At 70.7% G+C, this 14,296-nt stretch carries 12 protein-coding genes and 2 pseudogenes; 3 read left to right on the forward strand and 11 right to left on the reverse strand.

What is annotated here, in order from left to right; genetic code table 11:
* Positions 1–110 precede the first annotated feature (110 nt).
* Positions 111–512 (forward strand): YccF domain-containing protein, encoded by a 402-nt coding sequence (locus StrepF001_RS18230; protein WP_129799607.1) that lies wholly within the window; start codon positions 111–113, stop codon positions 510–512.
* A gap of 36 nt (positions 513–548) precedes the next feature.
* On the opposite strand, the gene htpX is transcribed toward StrepF001_RS18230, so the two are convergent.
* From htpX to StrepF001_RS18285, 11 genes and pseudogenes are all read right to left on the reverse strand, one after another.
* Positions 549–1,412 (reverse strand): zinc metalloprotease HtpX, encoded by an 864-nt coding sequence (htpX, locus tag StrepF001_RS18235; protein ID WP_129799307.1) that lies wholly within the window; start codon positions 1,410–1,412, stop codon positions 549–551.
* 184 nt (positions 1,413–1,596) lie between these two features.
* Complete coding sequence (locus StrepF001_RS18240; RefSeq protein WP_129799308.1) at positions 1,597–3,120, reverse strand: NADH-quinone oxidoreductase subunit N; 1,524 nt, start codon at positions 3,118–3,120, stop codon at positions 1,597–1,599.
* On the reverse strand, positions 3,117–4,691 hold the full coding sequence (locus StrepF001_RS18245) for an NADH-quinone oxidoreductase subunit M (RefSeq protein ID WP_129799309.1): 1,575 nt from the start codon (positions 4,689–4,691) through the stop codon (positions 3,117–3,119). Before StrepF001_RS18245 ends, StrepF001_RS18240 begins: the two co-directional genes overlap by 4 nt.
* Before the next feature lie 6 nt (positions 4,692–4,697).
* On the reverse strand, positions 4,698–6,692 hold the full coding sequence (locus tag StrepF001_RS18250) for an NADH-quinone oxidoreductase subunit L (RefSeq protein WP_129799310.1): 1,995 nt from the start codon (positions 6,690–6,692) through the stop codon (positions 4,698–4,700).
* On the reverse strand, positions 6,689–7,081 hold the full coding sequence (gene nuoK / locus StrepF001_RS18255) for an NADH-quinone oxidoreductase subunit NuoK (protein WP_129799311.1): 393 nt from the start codon (positions 7,079–7,081) through the stop codon (positions 6,689–6,691). Before nuoK ends, StrepF001_RS18250 begins: the two co-directional genes overlap by 4 nt.
* Positions 7,081–7,740 carry an NADH-quinone oxidoreductase subunit J gene (locus tag StrepF001_RS18260; protein ID WP_129799312.1) on the reverse strand — a complete coding sequence of 220 codons (660 nt, stop codon included), beginning with the start codon at positions 7,738–7,740 and terminating at the stop codon, positions 7,081–7,083. Before StrepF001_RS18260 ends, nuoK begins: the two co-directional genes overlap by 1 nt.
* A complete protein-coding gene (locus StrepF001_RS18265) occupies positions 7,737–8,351 on the reverse strand; it encodes an NADH-quinone oxidoreductase subunit I (RefSeq protein WP_129799313.1) in 615 nt (204 codons plus the stop codon). Before StrepF001_RS18265 ends, StrepF001_RS18260 begins: the two co-directional genes overlap by 4 nt.
* 2 nt (positions 8,352–8,353) lie before the next feature.
* A complete protein-coding gene (locus StrepF001_RS18270) occupies positions 8,354–9,322 on the reverse strand; it encodes a complex I subunit 1 family protein (protein WP_129799314.1) in 969 nt (322 codons plus the stop codon).
* Positions 9,319–10,292: pseudogene (locus StrepF001_RS18275) on the reverse strand (NADH-quinone oxidoreductase subunit C). Before StrepF001_RS18275 ends, StrepF001_RS18270 begins: the two are co-directional and overlap by 4 nt.
* The gene (locus StrepF001_RS18280; RefSeq protein WP_129799315.1) at positions 10,292–10,918 is read right to left on the reverse strand and encodes an NADH-quinone oxidoreductase subunit B; all 627 of its coding nucleotides are present in this window, start codon (positions 10,916–10,918) and stop codon (positions 10,292–10,294) included. Before StrepF001_RS18280 ends, StrepF001_RS18275 begins: the two are co-directional and overlap by 1 nt.
* Positions 10,909–11,316, reverse strand: coding sequence for an NADH-quinone oxidoreductase subunit A (locus StrepF001_RS18285; protein WP_129799316.1), 408 nt, complete (start codon positions 11,314–11,316; stop codon positions 10,909–10,911). The genes StrepF001_RS18280 and StrepF001_RS18285 overlap by 10 nt, the downstream gene beginning before the upstream one ends.
* A gap of 202 nt (positions 11,317–11,518) precedes the next feature.
* Between StrepF001_RS18285 and StrepF001_RS18290 the strand changes: the two genes are divergently transcribed.
* Both StrepF001_RS18290 and StrepF001_RS18295 read left to right on the forward strand, forming a co-directional pair.
* Positions 11,519–12,724: a sensor histidine kinase gene (locus StrepF001_RS18290; RefSeq protein ID WP_129799317.1), complete on the forward strand. Its 1,206-nt coding sequence runs from the start codon at positions 11,519–11,521 to the stop codon at positions 12,722–12,724.
* A 149-nt stretch (positions 12,725–12,873) separates the two neighbouring features.
* A pseudogene (locus tag StrepF001_RS18295) lies at positions 12,874–14,236 on the forward strand (sensor domain-containing protein).
* The last annotated feature ends 60 nt before the right edge of the window (positions 14,237–14,296 follow it).

The following is a 14,296-nucleotide window of genomic DNA, read 5'->3' on the forward strand; positions in this document are numbered from 1 at the left end:
GAAACGTTCCCGATCGCGCTACAAGGATGCTGTGGCCCTGCCTGAACGGCGTGACCGGCTGATACTTGTCTCGGCAGGCAGTTCCGGCAGCGACCTGGAAGGTGCCGATCATGAAGTTGTTCAACCTGCTGTTGAACATCCTGTGGCTGATCTTCTGCGGGATCTGGATGGCGATCGCCTATACCGTCGCCGCCCTGGTGTGCTTCATCCTGATCGTCACCATCCCGTTCGGCATTGCGTCGCTGCGTATCGCGGGCTTCGTGCTGTGGCCGTTCGGCAGGACGACCGTGGAGCGGCGGGATGCGGGGGCGCCGTCGTTCGTCGGGAACGTGATCTGGGTGATCTTTGCGGGCTGGTGGCTGGCCCTGGGGCACCTGATCACCAGCATCCCGCTGTTCCTGTCGATCATCGGGATCCCGTTCGGGTGGGCCAATCTGAAGCTGATCCCGGTCTCGCTCATGCCGTTGGGTCGTGAGGTCGTTCCGACGGACCAGCAGTTCGGCGGTCGCTGACCTCCGCCGGTCAGCCCATGCCGGTCGGGGCCGTCCTCACGGGCGGCGGCCTGCCATCTGCTCGAGCCGGGCGATGCGCTCCGCCATGGGCGGGTGCGTGGAGAACATCCTGGACAGTCCCTGGCCCGGACGGAACGGGTTCGCGATCATCATGTGGCTCGCGGTCTCGATCCGGGGCTCGGGAGGCAGCGGAAGCTGCTTGGTGCCGGCCTCGAGCTTGCGCAGGGCACCGGCCAGGGCGAGCGGGTCGCCGGTCAGCTGGGCGCCGGACGCGTCGGCCTCGTATTCCCGGGAGCGGCTGATGGCCATCTGGATCAAGCCGGCCGCGAGGGGACCCAGGATCATGATCAGCAGCATGCCGAAGAGGCCGGGGCCGTCGTCGTCATCGGAGCGGCCGATCGGGATCAGCCAGGCGAAGTTGACCAGGAACATGATCACGGAGGCGAGGGCTCCGGCGACGGACGAGATGAGGATGTCGCGGTTGTAGACATGGCTCAGCTCGTGGCCGATGACACCGCGCAGTTCACGCTCGTCCAGGATGCGCAGGATGCCTTCGGTGCAGCACACGGCGGCGTGGCGCGGGTTGCGGCCGGTCGCGAAGGCGTTCGGCGCCTCCGTCGGGGAGATGTACAGGCGGGGCATCGGCTGGCGGGCCTGCGTGGAGAGGTCGCGGACCATGCGGTACAGGGCGGGCGCCTCGAACTCGCTCACCGGGCGGGCACGCATCGCGCGTAGCGCGAGCTTGTCGCTGTTCCAGTACGCGTACGCGTTCGTGCCCAGCGCGACCAGGACGGCGACGACGAGCCCGACACGCCCGAAGAAGCTGCCGATGCCGATGATGAGTGCGGACAGTCCCCCGAGGAGTACTGCGGTCCTGAGCCCGTTGTGCCGGCGGTGCACGGTACGCCCTCCAAGTGGTGCAGCAGGGGAACCCTTTGCTTGCTGATCTCTGATCCCGCTGGTCCGTGGTGACACGACCAGTGGAACCTCCCGGTTTGGACAACGCCAGGCGGGAGCCACGAGTTCCCTTGCGCGGTCGGCGGCGCGCTTGGGCCGGGTGGGTGACGGTGGCCTGTTCGGCGTACTAGAAGAGCCCGGTGTCCGTGAAGCGCAGCACCAGCTGGGGTGCGCCGGACAGGCCGATGCCCAGGGCGGCGGTCAGGGCGATCGCGGCCGTGAGGGGGGCCGGGACGAGGTGCTTGGCGGGCTCGCCCTCGGGAGCGCGGAACAGCAGGGCCGTCCACTGGAGGTAGTAGAACAGCGCGATCACCACGTTGGCGGCCATGACCACGGCCAGCCAGCCCAGGCCCGCGTCGACGGCGGCGGAGAAGACGGTGACCTTCGCGAAGAGGCCGATGATGCCCGGCGGCAGTCCCGCCAGGCACAGCAGGAAGAAGGCCAGGAGCAGCGCGGTCACGGGGTTCGAGGCGTACAGGCCCCGGTAGTCGGTGATGCGGTTGAGGGTCTTCGCACGGCCCACCAGTGCGGCCACCGCGAAGGCGCCGAGGTTCACGGCGGCGTACATGAGCGCGTAGGCGACCGTGGAGCCGATCGACTGCTCGGCGTCGTCGGAGTACGCGGCGGCGGCGATCGGCACCAGGAGGTAGCCGGCCTGGCCGACGGACGACCAGGCGAGCAGGCGAACCGCGCTGTACGCGCGCGTGCCCTGCTGACGGAGGGCGCCGACATTGCCGACGGTCATGGTGAGGGCGGCCAGCGCGGCGAGTGCCGGGCCCCAGGCGTCGGCGTACGACGGGAAGGCGATCACCGTGACCAGGATCAGGCCGGTGAAGCCGACCGCCTTGCCGACGACCGACAGATACGCCGCAACGGGGAGCGGCGCACCCACATACGTGTCGGGCACCCAGAAGTGGAAGGGCACGGCGGCCGTCTTGAACGCGAAGCCGATGAGGGTGAGGACGACGCCGGTCTGCGCGAGGGTGTCGAGCTGTCCGTCGACGTCCTGGATGCGGTCGGCGATCTGGGTGAGGTAAAGGGTGCCGGTGGAGGCGTAGACGAAGCTGATGCCCATGAGGCTGACCGCGGTCGCGGTGACCGAGGACAGGAAGAACTTCAGGGCGGCTTCGGAGGACCTCTTGTCGCCGTGGCGGATGCCGACCAGGGCGAAGGCGGGCAGGGAGGCGACCTCCAGGGCGACGATCAGGGTCGCGAGATCGCGGGAGGCGGGCAGGAGGGCGGCGCCGGCCGCCGAGGAGAGCAACAGGAACCAGAACTCCCCTTCGGGGAGTCCTCTGCGCGCGTCCTTCAGAGCGGTGACGGACAGGAGGGCCGCCAGGAGGGCACCGCCGAGGACCAGGAACTGGATGACGAGCGTGAAGCGGTCCGCCGTGTAGCTGCAGACGTCGGCGTCGCCGGTGAGGCAGAAGGTGGAGCGGTCGCCGTCCAGGAGCGGCAGCAGCATCAGTGCCGACACGGCGAGCCCTGCGACGGAGACCCGGCCGAGGAGGGCCTTCCTGGCGTCGTCGACGAACAGGTCGGCGACGAGCACACCGAGTCCGACCACGGCCGCGATGGTGGGCGGCGCGATGGCGAGCCAGTCGACGGACTGGACCATGGACTGGGCCATCGGCTGTGCCAGGGAGCTCATCGGGTGCCTCCTGCAAGGAGCTGCTGCACGGCCGGGTCGGTCAGGCCGAGGAGGGCCTTCGGCCAGAGTCCGGCGACGACGGTGAGGGCGACGAGCGGGGTCCAGGCCGCGAACTCGTAGGTCTGCACATCGGCGAGTTCGGGCGCGTCCTGCGGTACGGCGCCCATGCAGACCCGGCGGACCACGACGAGCAGGTACGCGGCCGTCAGCAGCGTGCCGAACGCGGCGATCGCCATGAAGGTCAGGAAGGCGGGGCGGCTGAGGTCGGCGGCGGGCCGGAACGCGCCGAACAGCGCCAGCATCTCGCCCCAGAATCCGGCGAGGCCCGGCAGGCCGAGTGAGGCGACCGCGCCGAAGGCGAGCAGACCGCCGAAGCGCGGGGCCTTGCCGTACAGCGCGGCGCCGGTCTGTTCGGCCAGGGCGTCGAGATCGGTGGTGCCGGTGCGGTCCTTCAGCGCGCCGACCAGGAAGAAGAGCAGGCCGGTGATGAGGCCGTGGGCGATGTTGGCGAACAGCGCGCCGTTCACGCCGGTCGGCGTCATGGTCGCGATGCCGAGCAGGACGAAGCCCATGTGGCCGACGGAGGAGTAGGCGATGAGGCGCTTCAGATCGCCCTTCGCGCCCTGTTTGGCGAGGGCCAGGCAGGCCAGGGATCCGTAGATGATGCCGACGACGGCGAAGGCGGCGAGGTAGGGCGCGAACGTGCGGAAGCCGTCCGGCGCGACCGGCAGCAGAATTCGGACGAACCCGTACGTGCCCATCTTCAGCAGGACGCCGGCCAGCAGGACCGAGCCGACGGTCGGCGCGGCGGTGTGAGCGTCGGGCAGCCAGCTGTGCAACGGCCACATAGGCGTCTTGACCGCGAGCCCGATTCCGATCGCCAGAACGGCAATGACCTGCACGGATGTGGTCAGCGACCGACCGTTGTCAGTGGCGAGTGCCACCATGTCGAATGTGCCCGCCGTGATTCCGATCAGGAGCAGGCCGAGCAGCATGACCACGGAACCGAGCAGCGTGAAGAGGATGAACTTCCAGGCGGCCTGGGTCCGCCCCTCGCCGCCCCAGCGGGCGATGAGGAAGTACATCGGAATCAGCACGATCTCGAAGGCGAGGAAGAACAGCAGCAGGTCGAGCACGGCGAAGGTGGCGAGGGTGCCGGACTCGAGGACGAGCAGGAGAGCGACGAACGCCTTCGGGGTCGGGCCCGCGGGCATCTTGAAGTACGAGTAGAGCGCGCAGAGGAAGGTCAGCAGCGCGGTCAGGACCAGAAGGGGGAGGGAAATGCCGTCGACGCCGAGGTGGATGCGCACGTCGAGTGCGGGGATCCAGCTGATGTCCGTGCCGGCCTGCATCTTCGACGGCTGGTCGTGGTCGAAGCCGAGCGCGAGGACGATCGCGGCGATGAGGACCGCGCCGGTCACGGTGACGCCATGCCGTAGCACGGCCTGCTCGGGCGACTTTCCCTTCAGCCCGGGCGGGGCAGGCAGAAGAGCGGCGGCGGCGCCGAGGAGCGGGCCGACGACGATGAACGCCAGAAGGAACTGCATCACGGACTCGCTGATATCGATCACGCCTGCTCACGCTCCCGTGGCGACGAGGACGGCGGCGACCACCAGGACGACGGTGCCGGCGAGCAGCGCGCTCACATAGGTCTGCACATTGCCGGTCTGGGCGCGGCGTACGGCGGCACCGAGCCAGCGGGGCAGGGCACCCGCGCCCCGTACGTAGGTGTCGACGACCTCGCGGTCGAGGAAGCGGACGAGACCGGCGCCGGCCCGGACGGGGCGGACGAACAGCGCCGAGTACACGGCGTCCACGTGGAAGCCGACGGCCGCGTGGCGGTGCAGCGGGCCGAGCAGCAGGCGTCCCGGGTCCGCCGGGTCGGGCGCGTGGGCCACGCCTCCGTACACGGGTTCGTGGCTCGCGATGGCCTCGGCCTCGACCTGCGCGGCGTCGCCCTCGGGGTGGGCCGCGACCGCACCCAGAGGTACGCGGGCCGCCAGCTCGGTGGTGTGCCGCCAGGCGGCGTAGGTGACGATGCCCCCGACCAGGGCCAGGCCCGTGCCCAGTACGGACGTGGTGAGGGTCGGGGTCAGCTCACCGCCGTCGAACCAGCCGGGCAGCGACTGGTACGCCAGTCCGCCGAGGGCGAGGGACGGGGCGGCGAGCACCCACAGGACCACGGTCATCGTCAGGGGCTGCCTGCCGTGGTCCGGAGCCTCGGTGCCGTGGCCGCGGAAGGCAAGCAGCCAGAGGCGGGCGGCGTACGCGGCGGTGAGCAGGGCCGTGAGCAGGCCGACGACGAGGACGATCCAGCCCGCAGCGGCGGGGGCGTGCTCGCTGTGGCCGGTGGTGACGTGTTCGGCGGCGCCGAGGACGGACTCCTTGGAGAAGAAGCCGCTGAAGGGCGGGATCGCGGCGAGTGCGAGGAGCGCCACGGTCATCGTCCAGTAGGCGTCGGGAACGCGGTCGCGCAGGCCGTGCATGCGGGACATGGCGGCCAGGGAGTTGGTGCCGGCGGCGTGGATGATCACGCCCGCCGCGAGGAACAGCAGCGCCTTGAAGGCGCCGTGCGAGAGGAGGTGGAAGACGGCGGCTCCGCGGTCGCCGACGGCCAGGGCGCCGGTCATGTAGCCGAGCTGGCCGATCGTCGAGTAGGCCAGGACGCGCTTGATGTCGTCCTGAGCCAGCGCGGCGAGGCCCGAACCGGCCATGGTGACGGCGGCCATGACGGCGAGGACGACCATCGCGGCCTGGGAGGCCTCGAACACCGGGAGGAGACGGGCGATGAAGTAGACACCGGCGGCGACCATCGTCGCGGCGTGGATCAGTGCGGAGACGGGGGTGGGGCCCGCCATCGCGTCAGGTAGCCAGGTGTGCAGCGGGAACTGTGCCGACTTGCCCGCCACACCGGCCAGGAGCAGCAGGGCGATCAGTGTCGGGTGGTCGAGTCCGCCGTTCGCGACGGTGTCGAGAACACGGGTGATGCGGAACGACGCGGCGTCGGCGGCCAGCGCGAACAGACCGATCAGGAAGGGGACGTCACCGAGCTTGGTCACCAGGAAGGCCTTGAGGGAGGCGGCGCGGGCCTCCGGGGTCTCCCAGTAGTGGCCGACCAGGAAGTAGGAGCAGATGCCCATGACTTCCCAGCCGACCAGCAGCAGCATCAGGTCGCCCGAGTAGACGACGAGCAGCATCGCGGAGGTGAACAGGGACACGAGCGCGGCGTACGAGGGGTAGCGCGAGTCGTCGCGCAGGTAGCCGGTCGAGTAGATCTGCACGCAGGTGGCCACGAACGCGACCAGGACGGCGACGAGGGCGGCGAAGCCGTCGATGTGCAGGGCCAGCTCGATCGGGACCGAGCCGGTGGGGGTGAGTTCGGTCGCGGCGTCGACCGCCTCGTCGCCGCCCTGGCGCACGGCGACCAGCACGGCGAGCACGAGCGACGCGAGCGTCGGCAGGACGGCGATCGGACGGACGAAGCCGGGAGCCGTGCGGCCGAGGAGCAGGCCCGCGGCTGCTCCCAGGAACGGAAGGAGGGGGACGAGGACGGCGAGGGTGGTCGTGGTCACGCGGTGGCCTCAGCCTTCTCGGCGGCCGACTCGGCCGCGGCAGCGTCGCCGGCGGATGCGTCGGCCTCGTGGCCCTCGGCGGTGTCGCGGAGCTTGTCGATGTCCGAGGTGCCGCGGTTGCGGTAGACGGCGAGGACGATCGCCAGGCCGATGCCGATCTCGGCGGCCGCGATGGCGATGGTGAACAGGGTCAGCGCCTGACCGGAGTGCAGGGTCTCCTCGGCGGCCCTGCTGAGCCAGACGTCGAAGGCGACCAGGTTCAGGTTGACGGCGTTCAGCATCAGCTCGACCGACATCAGGACCAGGATCGCGTTGCGGCGGGCGAGGACGCCGTACAGGCCGGTGCAGAAGAGGAGGACGGAGAGGACGGCGGGATAGGCGAGGTGCATCAGCGGACACCGCCCTTGTCACTGCCCTTGGCGGTTCGGGTGCTCGGGACGGGCGGGGCGCTCTCGGTGCCGGACTCGGCTGCCTTCGCCTTGCGGGACAGCACGATCGCACCGACGAGGGCGGCGAGAAGGAGGACGGAGAGGGCCTCGAAGGGAAGCACCCAGTTCTGGAAGAGGGCCTTTCCGGTGACCTCGGTGGAGCCGGCGGGGGCGCCGTCCAGGTCGATCCAGGTCGTACGGAACGCGTCGACGACGACCCAGATCAGGGCGGCGGCCGAGGCGACGGCCACGGTGAGGGCGGCCCAGCGGTTGCCGGAGTCGGCGTCCGGGGAGCGGCCGATGGGGGCCTTGGTGAGCATCAGACCGAACAGGAGGAGGACGACCACGGAACCGACGTAGATGAGGACCTGCACCCAGGCGATGAACTCGGCGGTGAGCAGCAGGTACTCGACGGCGAGACCGCCGAGGGTCACCACCAGCCACAGGGCGGCGTGCACCAGCTGTCTGGTGGTGACGGTGACGATCGCGGCGCCGAAGGTGACCAGGCCGACGAGGAGGAAGGCGATCTCGACGCCGGTCGGGGAGAGGAAGCCGTGCGCATCCGCGGCCGTGGTGGTGGCCGTGGCGTGCGCCGTCGCGGCGGCTGCGGCGAGAGTCACGACTGCCCTCCCTGCGGATCGACGGGTTCGGTCGGCCCGGTCGGCCCGGTCGGCTTCGCCGACTCAGCCGGCGCGGCCTGCGCGGCCTGCGCGGCCGCCAGCTTCTCGGCGGTCTTGCGGGCGGCGGCGATCTCCTTCGGCTCCTCCGCGCCGGGGTCGAGGGCGGGTGGGGCCGGGACCGTCCACATCCACTCGCGGAGCTTGTCGCGTTCGTGGGTGAGGTCACGGATGTCGGTCTCGGCGTACTCGAACTCCGGGGACCAGAACAGCGCGTCGAAAGGACAGACCTCGATGCAGATACCGCAGTACATGCACAGCGAGAAGTCGATGGCGAACCGGTCGAGGACGTTGCGGCTGCGCTCACGGCCGCCGGGCGTCGCCGCCGGGATCGTCTCCTTGTGGGAGTCGATGTAGATGCACCAGTCCGGGCACTCCCGGGCGCACAGCATGCAGACCGTGCAGTTCTCCTCGAACAGGCCGATCACACCGCGGGTGCGGGGCGGAAGGTCGGGCTGGACGTCCGGGTACTGCTCGGTGACGGTCTTCTTCGTCATCGTGCGGAGGGTGACGGCCAAGCCCTTGGCGAGGCCACTGCCAGGGATCGGAGCCATGGTTACTGGATCACCACCTTCACGATGCCGGTGAGGGCGATCTGGGCGAGGGAGAGGGGGACGAGGAGGGTCCAGGAGAGCTTCTGGAGCTGGTCCTCGCGCAGGCGGGGGTAGGTCACGCGCAGCCAGATCACGAGAAACGCGAGGACGGCGGTCTTCAGCAGGGTCCAGACCCAGCCGAGGCCGTCGGCGCCCCAGGGGCCGTGCCAGCCGCCCAGGAAGAGGACGGTGGTCAGGCCGCACAGGACGATGATTCCGGCGTACTCGGCGAGGAGGAAGAGAGCGAAGCGCAGTCCGGTGTACTCGGTGTACGCGCCGAAGATGATCTCCGAGTCGGCGACGGGCATGTCGAACGGGGGGCGCTGGAGCTCGGCCAGCCCTGCCACGAAGAAGACGATCGCACCGACGATCTGCCAGGGCAGCCACCACCACTCGAAGGCGTCCAGGATGCCGGGGAGGGAGACCGTGCCGGCCGCCATGGCGACAGAGGCGGCGGCGAGGAGCATCGGGAGTTCGTAGGCGAGGAGCTGAGCGGCGGTGCGCAGGCCGCCGAGGAGGGAGAACTTGTTGGCGGAGGCCCAGCCGGCCATGAGCGAGCCGAGGACACCGACGCCCATCACGGCGAGCACGAAGAAGATGCCCGCGTCGATGACCTCGCCGACCGCGCCCTCGCCGGGGCCGATCGGGATGGCGAGCAGGACCAGGAGGTACGGCAGGAGGGCCACGGCGGGCGCGAGCTGGAAGATACGGCGGTCCGCGCCGGTCGGGACCACGTCCTCCTTCTGCGCGAACTTCACGCCGTCGGCGACGAGTTGGGCCCAGCCGTGGAAGCCGCCGGCGTACATGGGACCGAGGCGGCCCTGCATGTGTGCCATCACCTTGTGCTCGGTCTGGCCGACGATCAGAGGGAAGGTGAGGAACACACCGAAGACGATCAGAAGTCGCAGGGCGACGTCGAGCGCGTCGTTCACTGCCGGCCTCCCGCGGGGTCCTCGGGGTTGGGGGTCTGCTCCGTGTCCTTCTCCTCGCGCTCGTCGAACGTCGGACGTGCGTGGTGCCACGGCGCGTCGGAGCTGCGCGGGGCGGCGGTGTCGGGCCGGGTCTGCTCGGCGTCCGCGCCCTCCGCCCGCTGCGAAGCCGAGCCCTCACTGGCGCTCCGCGCACGCCGGGGCCCAGCAGCCGCGCCCTCCGTCCGCTGCGAAGCCGACCCCTCGCTCGCGCTGCGCGCGCGGCGTGGGGATTCGGCGGGCGTGGAGGCGGGTGCCGGGCGCTGCGAAGCCGACCCTTCCGTGGCCGTGCGGGTGCGGCGTGCGGGGCGTTCGCCTGCGGGGCGGCGGCGCCGCGCGCCGGACGGGGGGCCGGGGGGAGCTGGCCCTTGAGCGGGCCCCATTCGTTCGGGTCGGGGACGCCCGGGGGCAGCATCTGGCGGCGCTTGGGGGCGCCGTGGGCCGCGGCCTCTCCCGGTTCCTTCGCTCCCGGCCACGCCTTGGCGACGCGGGAGGCGAGGACGAAGTCCTTGCGGAGCGGGTGGCCTTCGAAGGTCTCCGGAAGGAGGAGGTGGTCCAGGGCCGGGTGACCCTCGAAGCGGACGCCGAACATTTCGTGGGTCTCGCGCTCGTGCCACGCCGCGCCCGCGTAGACATCCACGGCGGAGGCGAGGACGGGGGTCTCGTGCGGGACCGTGGTGCGCAGCAGCAGGCGGCGTACGGGGGAGAGCGCGACGACGTGCGCCGAGATGCGGAAGCCCGTGCCCGGCTCGTCGACCGCGCTCAGCCAGTCGAAGTAGGTGCAGCCCAGCTCGTCGCGGGCGGTGCGCAGCGCCGCGGTCCAGGTGGTCGGGGGTACGTCGACCGTCAGGACCTCGTACGACTCCTCGGCCGTGGCCTCCGCACCGAACAGCTGCTCGGCGGGGGCGGGCAGCCAGCCGACCGTGCTGCTCATCAGGCCTCCCCCGCACCGGGGCCGGCCGCGGCCGGCGGTTGCACCAGGCCGCTCTGCAGCGCGGCCGCCGACGGGCGCGCCGTACCGTAGCGCTCGCCCAGCGACTCGCGGGCGATCTTCTCCTGGAGCTTGAGGATGCCCTGGAGCAGTGCCTCGGGACGGGGCGGACAGCCGGGGACGTAGACGTCGACGGGGATGATCTGGTCGACGCCCTTGGTGACGGAGTACGAGTCCCAGTAGGGGCCGCCGCAGTTGGAGCAGGCGCCGAAGGAGATGACGTACTTCGGCTCGGGCATCTGCTCGTACAGGCGTTTGATGGCAGGCGCCATCTTGTCGGTGACCGTGCCCGACACGACCATCAGGTCGGCCTGGCGCGGGCCCGGCGCGAACGGGATGACGCCGAGGCGGATGAAGTCGTGGCGGGCCATCGACGCGGCGATGAACTCGATGGCACAGCAGGCGAGTCCGAAGTTGAAGACCCAGAGCGAGTAGCGGCGGCCCCAGTTCAGGACGACCTTCATGGGCTCGGGGGCGAGGCGCGCGAGGGCGCCGAGACGCTTCGGCTCCGGAAGCAGTACGGGCTCGGGAGGAGTCGCCGAGGGGGTCGCTTCTGGCGTCACGTCCATGCCAGGACACCCTTCTTGTAGGCGTACAGCAGTCCCACGGCCAGGAAGCCGAGGAAGAGGAACATCTCCACGAGGGTCGTCGCCCCGTAGCCGGGAGCGGCGAAGACCGTTGCCCACGGGAAGAGGAAGATCGAGTCGACCGCGAAGATCACGTACAGGAAGGCGTAGACGTAGTAGCGGACCTGGGTGTGGGCCCAGCCCTCGCCCACGGGGTCGACGCCGCACTCGTACGTCAGGAGCTTCTCGGGGGTGGGGACGACAGGGCGCAGCAGTCGGCCGGCGCCGAACGCGATGGCGACGAACAGCACGCCGATGGCGGCGAGCAGTCCGACGACCGAATAGGACTGGAAGTAGTCGGCCGCGACGACTGCGGTCCGTTCGACGGTCGGTTCCCGCACGTCCGTCCCTCGCTCCCCTGACCTCGACCCGATGACCTTGCGATGACCTTGCGGTATCTGTACGCAACGTGAGTCTAGGGCCTGTTAAAGCGGCGGTAAGCAGCTCATCATCACCTTGAGCGGCCGGGGTGGGGTTTTCCTCAGCAGAACCTGGCGGTCCACCTCATGGCGCGGCCGCGCGCCGCCGGGCACGCTGGCCCATGTGACCGAGAATTTCCCCGCGTCGAGCCCGGCGCCCGCCGACCGCGACGGCGACCGCGTGCCGCCGCCCCGCTTCGCCTACGACGTGCACACCTGGAAGGAGATCGCGCATCTCCTGGCCAATCTGCCGATGTCGCTGCTGGGCTTCGTCTATGTGGCGACGGCGCTGTTCACCAGCGCCTTCCTGACCGTCACGGTGATCGGGTTCCTGCTGCTCGCGGCGGCACTGATGGGCGCGCGGCAGCTGGGCAAGCTGGAGCGGGCGCGGGCCAGGAAGCTGCTCGGGGTGCGGGTGGACGAGCCGAGTCCGCTGCCGTTGCGGGGCGGCGGTGGGTTCCTCCCCCGGCTGTGGATGATGCTGAAGGACCCGGTGGGCTGGCGGACCATCCTGTACGACTTCATGCGGCTGCCCTGGGGCATTCTCACCTTCGTCATCACGCTGACCTCGCTGTTCGTGCTGTGGCCGGTGCTGCCGTTCATAGCCCGCGCCCTGGCCAACGCGGACCGGGCGATGGTGCGCGGGCTGCTGTCGCCCTCCGACGAGCTGGAGCGGCGGATCGCCGAGCTGGAGTCGGACCGGGGGGTCGTGGTCGACACGGCCGCTGCCGATCTGCGCCGCATCGAGCGTGACCTGCACGACGGTGCGCAGGCCCGCCTGGTGAACCTGGCGATGGGGCTCGGTCTGGCCAAGGAGAAGCTGCTGGAGGGCCAGTCCGACGAACTGGTGGCGGCGATGGTCGAGGAGGCGCACGGCGAGGTGAAGCTGGCGCTGCAGGAGCTGCGGGACCTGGCGCGCGGGATCCATCCGGCGGTCCTCACCGACCGCGGCCTGGACGCGGCGCTCTCCGCGGTCGCCTCGCGCTGCACGGTGCCGGTGCAGGTGACCGTCGACCTGGCGTCGCGGCCGGCTCCGGCGATCGAGGGCATCGCGTACTTCACGGTGTCGGAACTGCTGCAGAACGTCAGCAAGCACAGCGGGGCCACGGCCGCCTCCGTCGACGTGTGGCGGACGGAGGAACGGCTGCTCATACAGGTGGGGGACAACGGCCGCGGGGGTGCAGGCCTCGACGGCGGTACGGGGATGCGGGGGCTCGCCGAGCGGCTGGACGCCGTCGACGGTCTGTTCGTCATCGAGTCGCCGGGGGGCGGACCGACGCTCATCACGGCCGAGCTGCCCTGGCGCGACCGGCAGCCGCGGCGCGCATAGACGCGGGCGCGGAAGGTAGGGAAAACCCCCCGTTCGAGACGCCGACGGACTCCATGGTCCGCTCGCCCGCCGCCCAGCAGGGTGGAGATACGACGGCAGGACCGTCGCAGAGGCACACCGAACAGGACGAGGAGACGGGGAGCAGGCCGATGGCCACGGAGTACGGACAGGGGTACGGATCCCACAGCGGGCGGCCCGGCCTGGGCCTGGGGGGCGACGTCGAGCGGCGGCATCGGCTGCCGGCCGGGCTGCGGGCGCCGTTCGAGGCGCGCAGCTGGCGTGAGTTCGCGTATGTGCTGCTGAGCCTGCCGATGGGCGTGCTGATGTTCACGTACGCCGTCACGATGCTCGCGCTCGGTGCGGGGCTGCTGGTGACGTTCCTCGGTATTCCGGTGCTGGCGGCAGGGCTGGCCGGGTGCCGGGGGCTCGGGGCGCTGGAGCGGGCGCGGGCGCGCGGACTGCTCGGGCTGGAGGTGGCCGACCCGGAGCCGCTGCGGATACGCAAGAACGGCCTGATGGGGTGGATCGGCGCCGTTCTGAAGAGCGGCACGTCGTGGCGGCATCTGCTGTACGCGGTGCTGCACTTCCCGTGGGCGGTGTTCTCCTTCGTCGTCGCGGTGAACTTCTGGGCGTACGGCTGGGCGCTGCTGACGTATCCGCTGTGGTTCTGGCTGTTCCCCGTGTACGGCGGGCAGGACGGGCTCCAGCTGTACGGCGACGAGACGCATCACGTCTATCTCGACAACCCGTTCGAGATCACGGTGACGGCGCTGGTGGGGCTGCTGTTCACGCTGGCCACGCCGTGGATCGTGCGGGCGTTGACCCTGGTGGACCGGCTGCTGGTGCACGGGCTGCTCGGGCCGTCGCGGCTGGCGACGCGGGTGGTGGAGCTGGAGTCCGACCGGGGCGTCGTCGTCGACACGGCGGCGGCGGATCTGCGGCGCATCGAGCGCGATCTGCACGACGGGGCGCAGGCCCGGCTGGTGGCGCTGGCGATGGATCTGGGGTTGGCGAAGGAGAAGCTGAGCCAGGATCCGCAGGCGGCGGCACAGATGGTGGACGAGGCGCACGGTGAGGTGAAGACGGCGCTGCAGGAGCTGCGGGACCTGGCGCGCGGGATCCATCCGGCGGTCCTCACCGACCGTGGCCTGGACGCGGCGCTCTCCGCGGTCGCCTCGCGCTGCACGGTGCCGGTGCAGGTGGAGGTGGACCTGGTGTCGCGGCCGGCTCCGGCGATCGAGGGCATCGCGTACTTCACGGTGTCGGAACTGCTGCAGAACATCAGCAAGCATGCGCGGGCCACCTGGGCGGCGGTGGATGTGTGGCGGTCGGAGGACCGGCTGATGCTTCAGGTCATGGACAACGGCGTGGGCGGGGCCGGTGCCGCTGCGGGCGGGGGTCCGGGCTGGCCGGGCTGGCCGAGCGGCTGGATGCCGTGGACGGGATCCTCGTGGTGACTCGCCGGCCGGCGGGCCCACCCGGATCACCGCGGAACTCCCTTGGCGGGGGTGAGCGCCCGCCCTCTCCCGGTGCCGTCCCGCCCCCGTCCGAAAGCTGGAATGCTTGACTGGT

It is taken from the genome of Streptomyces sp. F001, from assembly GCF_004187715.1.
In the GTDB taxonomy this organism is placed as follows: Bacteria; Actinomycetota; Actinomycetes; order Streptomycetales; family Streptomycetaceae; genus Streptomyces; species Streptomyces flavusporus.

Coding starts and splice junctions, on each gene's coding strand:
- StrepF001_RS18230 (WP_129799607.1), top strand. CDS start 111: ATGAAGTTGTTCAACCTGCTGTTGAACATCCTGTGGCTGATCTTCTGC.
- StrepF001_RS18240 (WP_129799308.1), bottom strand. CDS start 3,120: ATGAGCTCCCTGGCACAGCCGATGGCCCAGTCCATGGTCCAGTCCGTC.
- nuoK (WP_129799311.1), bottom strand. CDS start 7,081: ATGCACCTCGCCTATCCCGCCGTCCTCTCCGTCCTCCTCTTCTGCACC.
- StrepF001_RS18265 (WP_129799313.1), bottom strand. CDS start 8,351: ATGGCTCCGATCCCTGGCAGTGGCCTCGCCAAGGGCTTGGCCGTCACC.
- StrepF001_RS18280 (WP_129799315.1), bottom strand. CDS start 10,918: ATGGACGTGACGCCAGAAGCGACCCCCTCGGCGACTCCTCCCGAGCCC.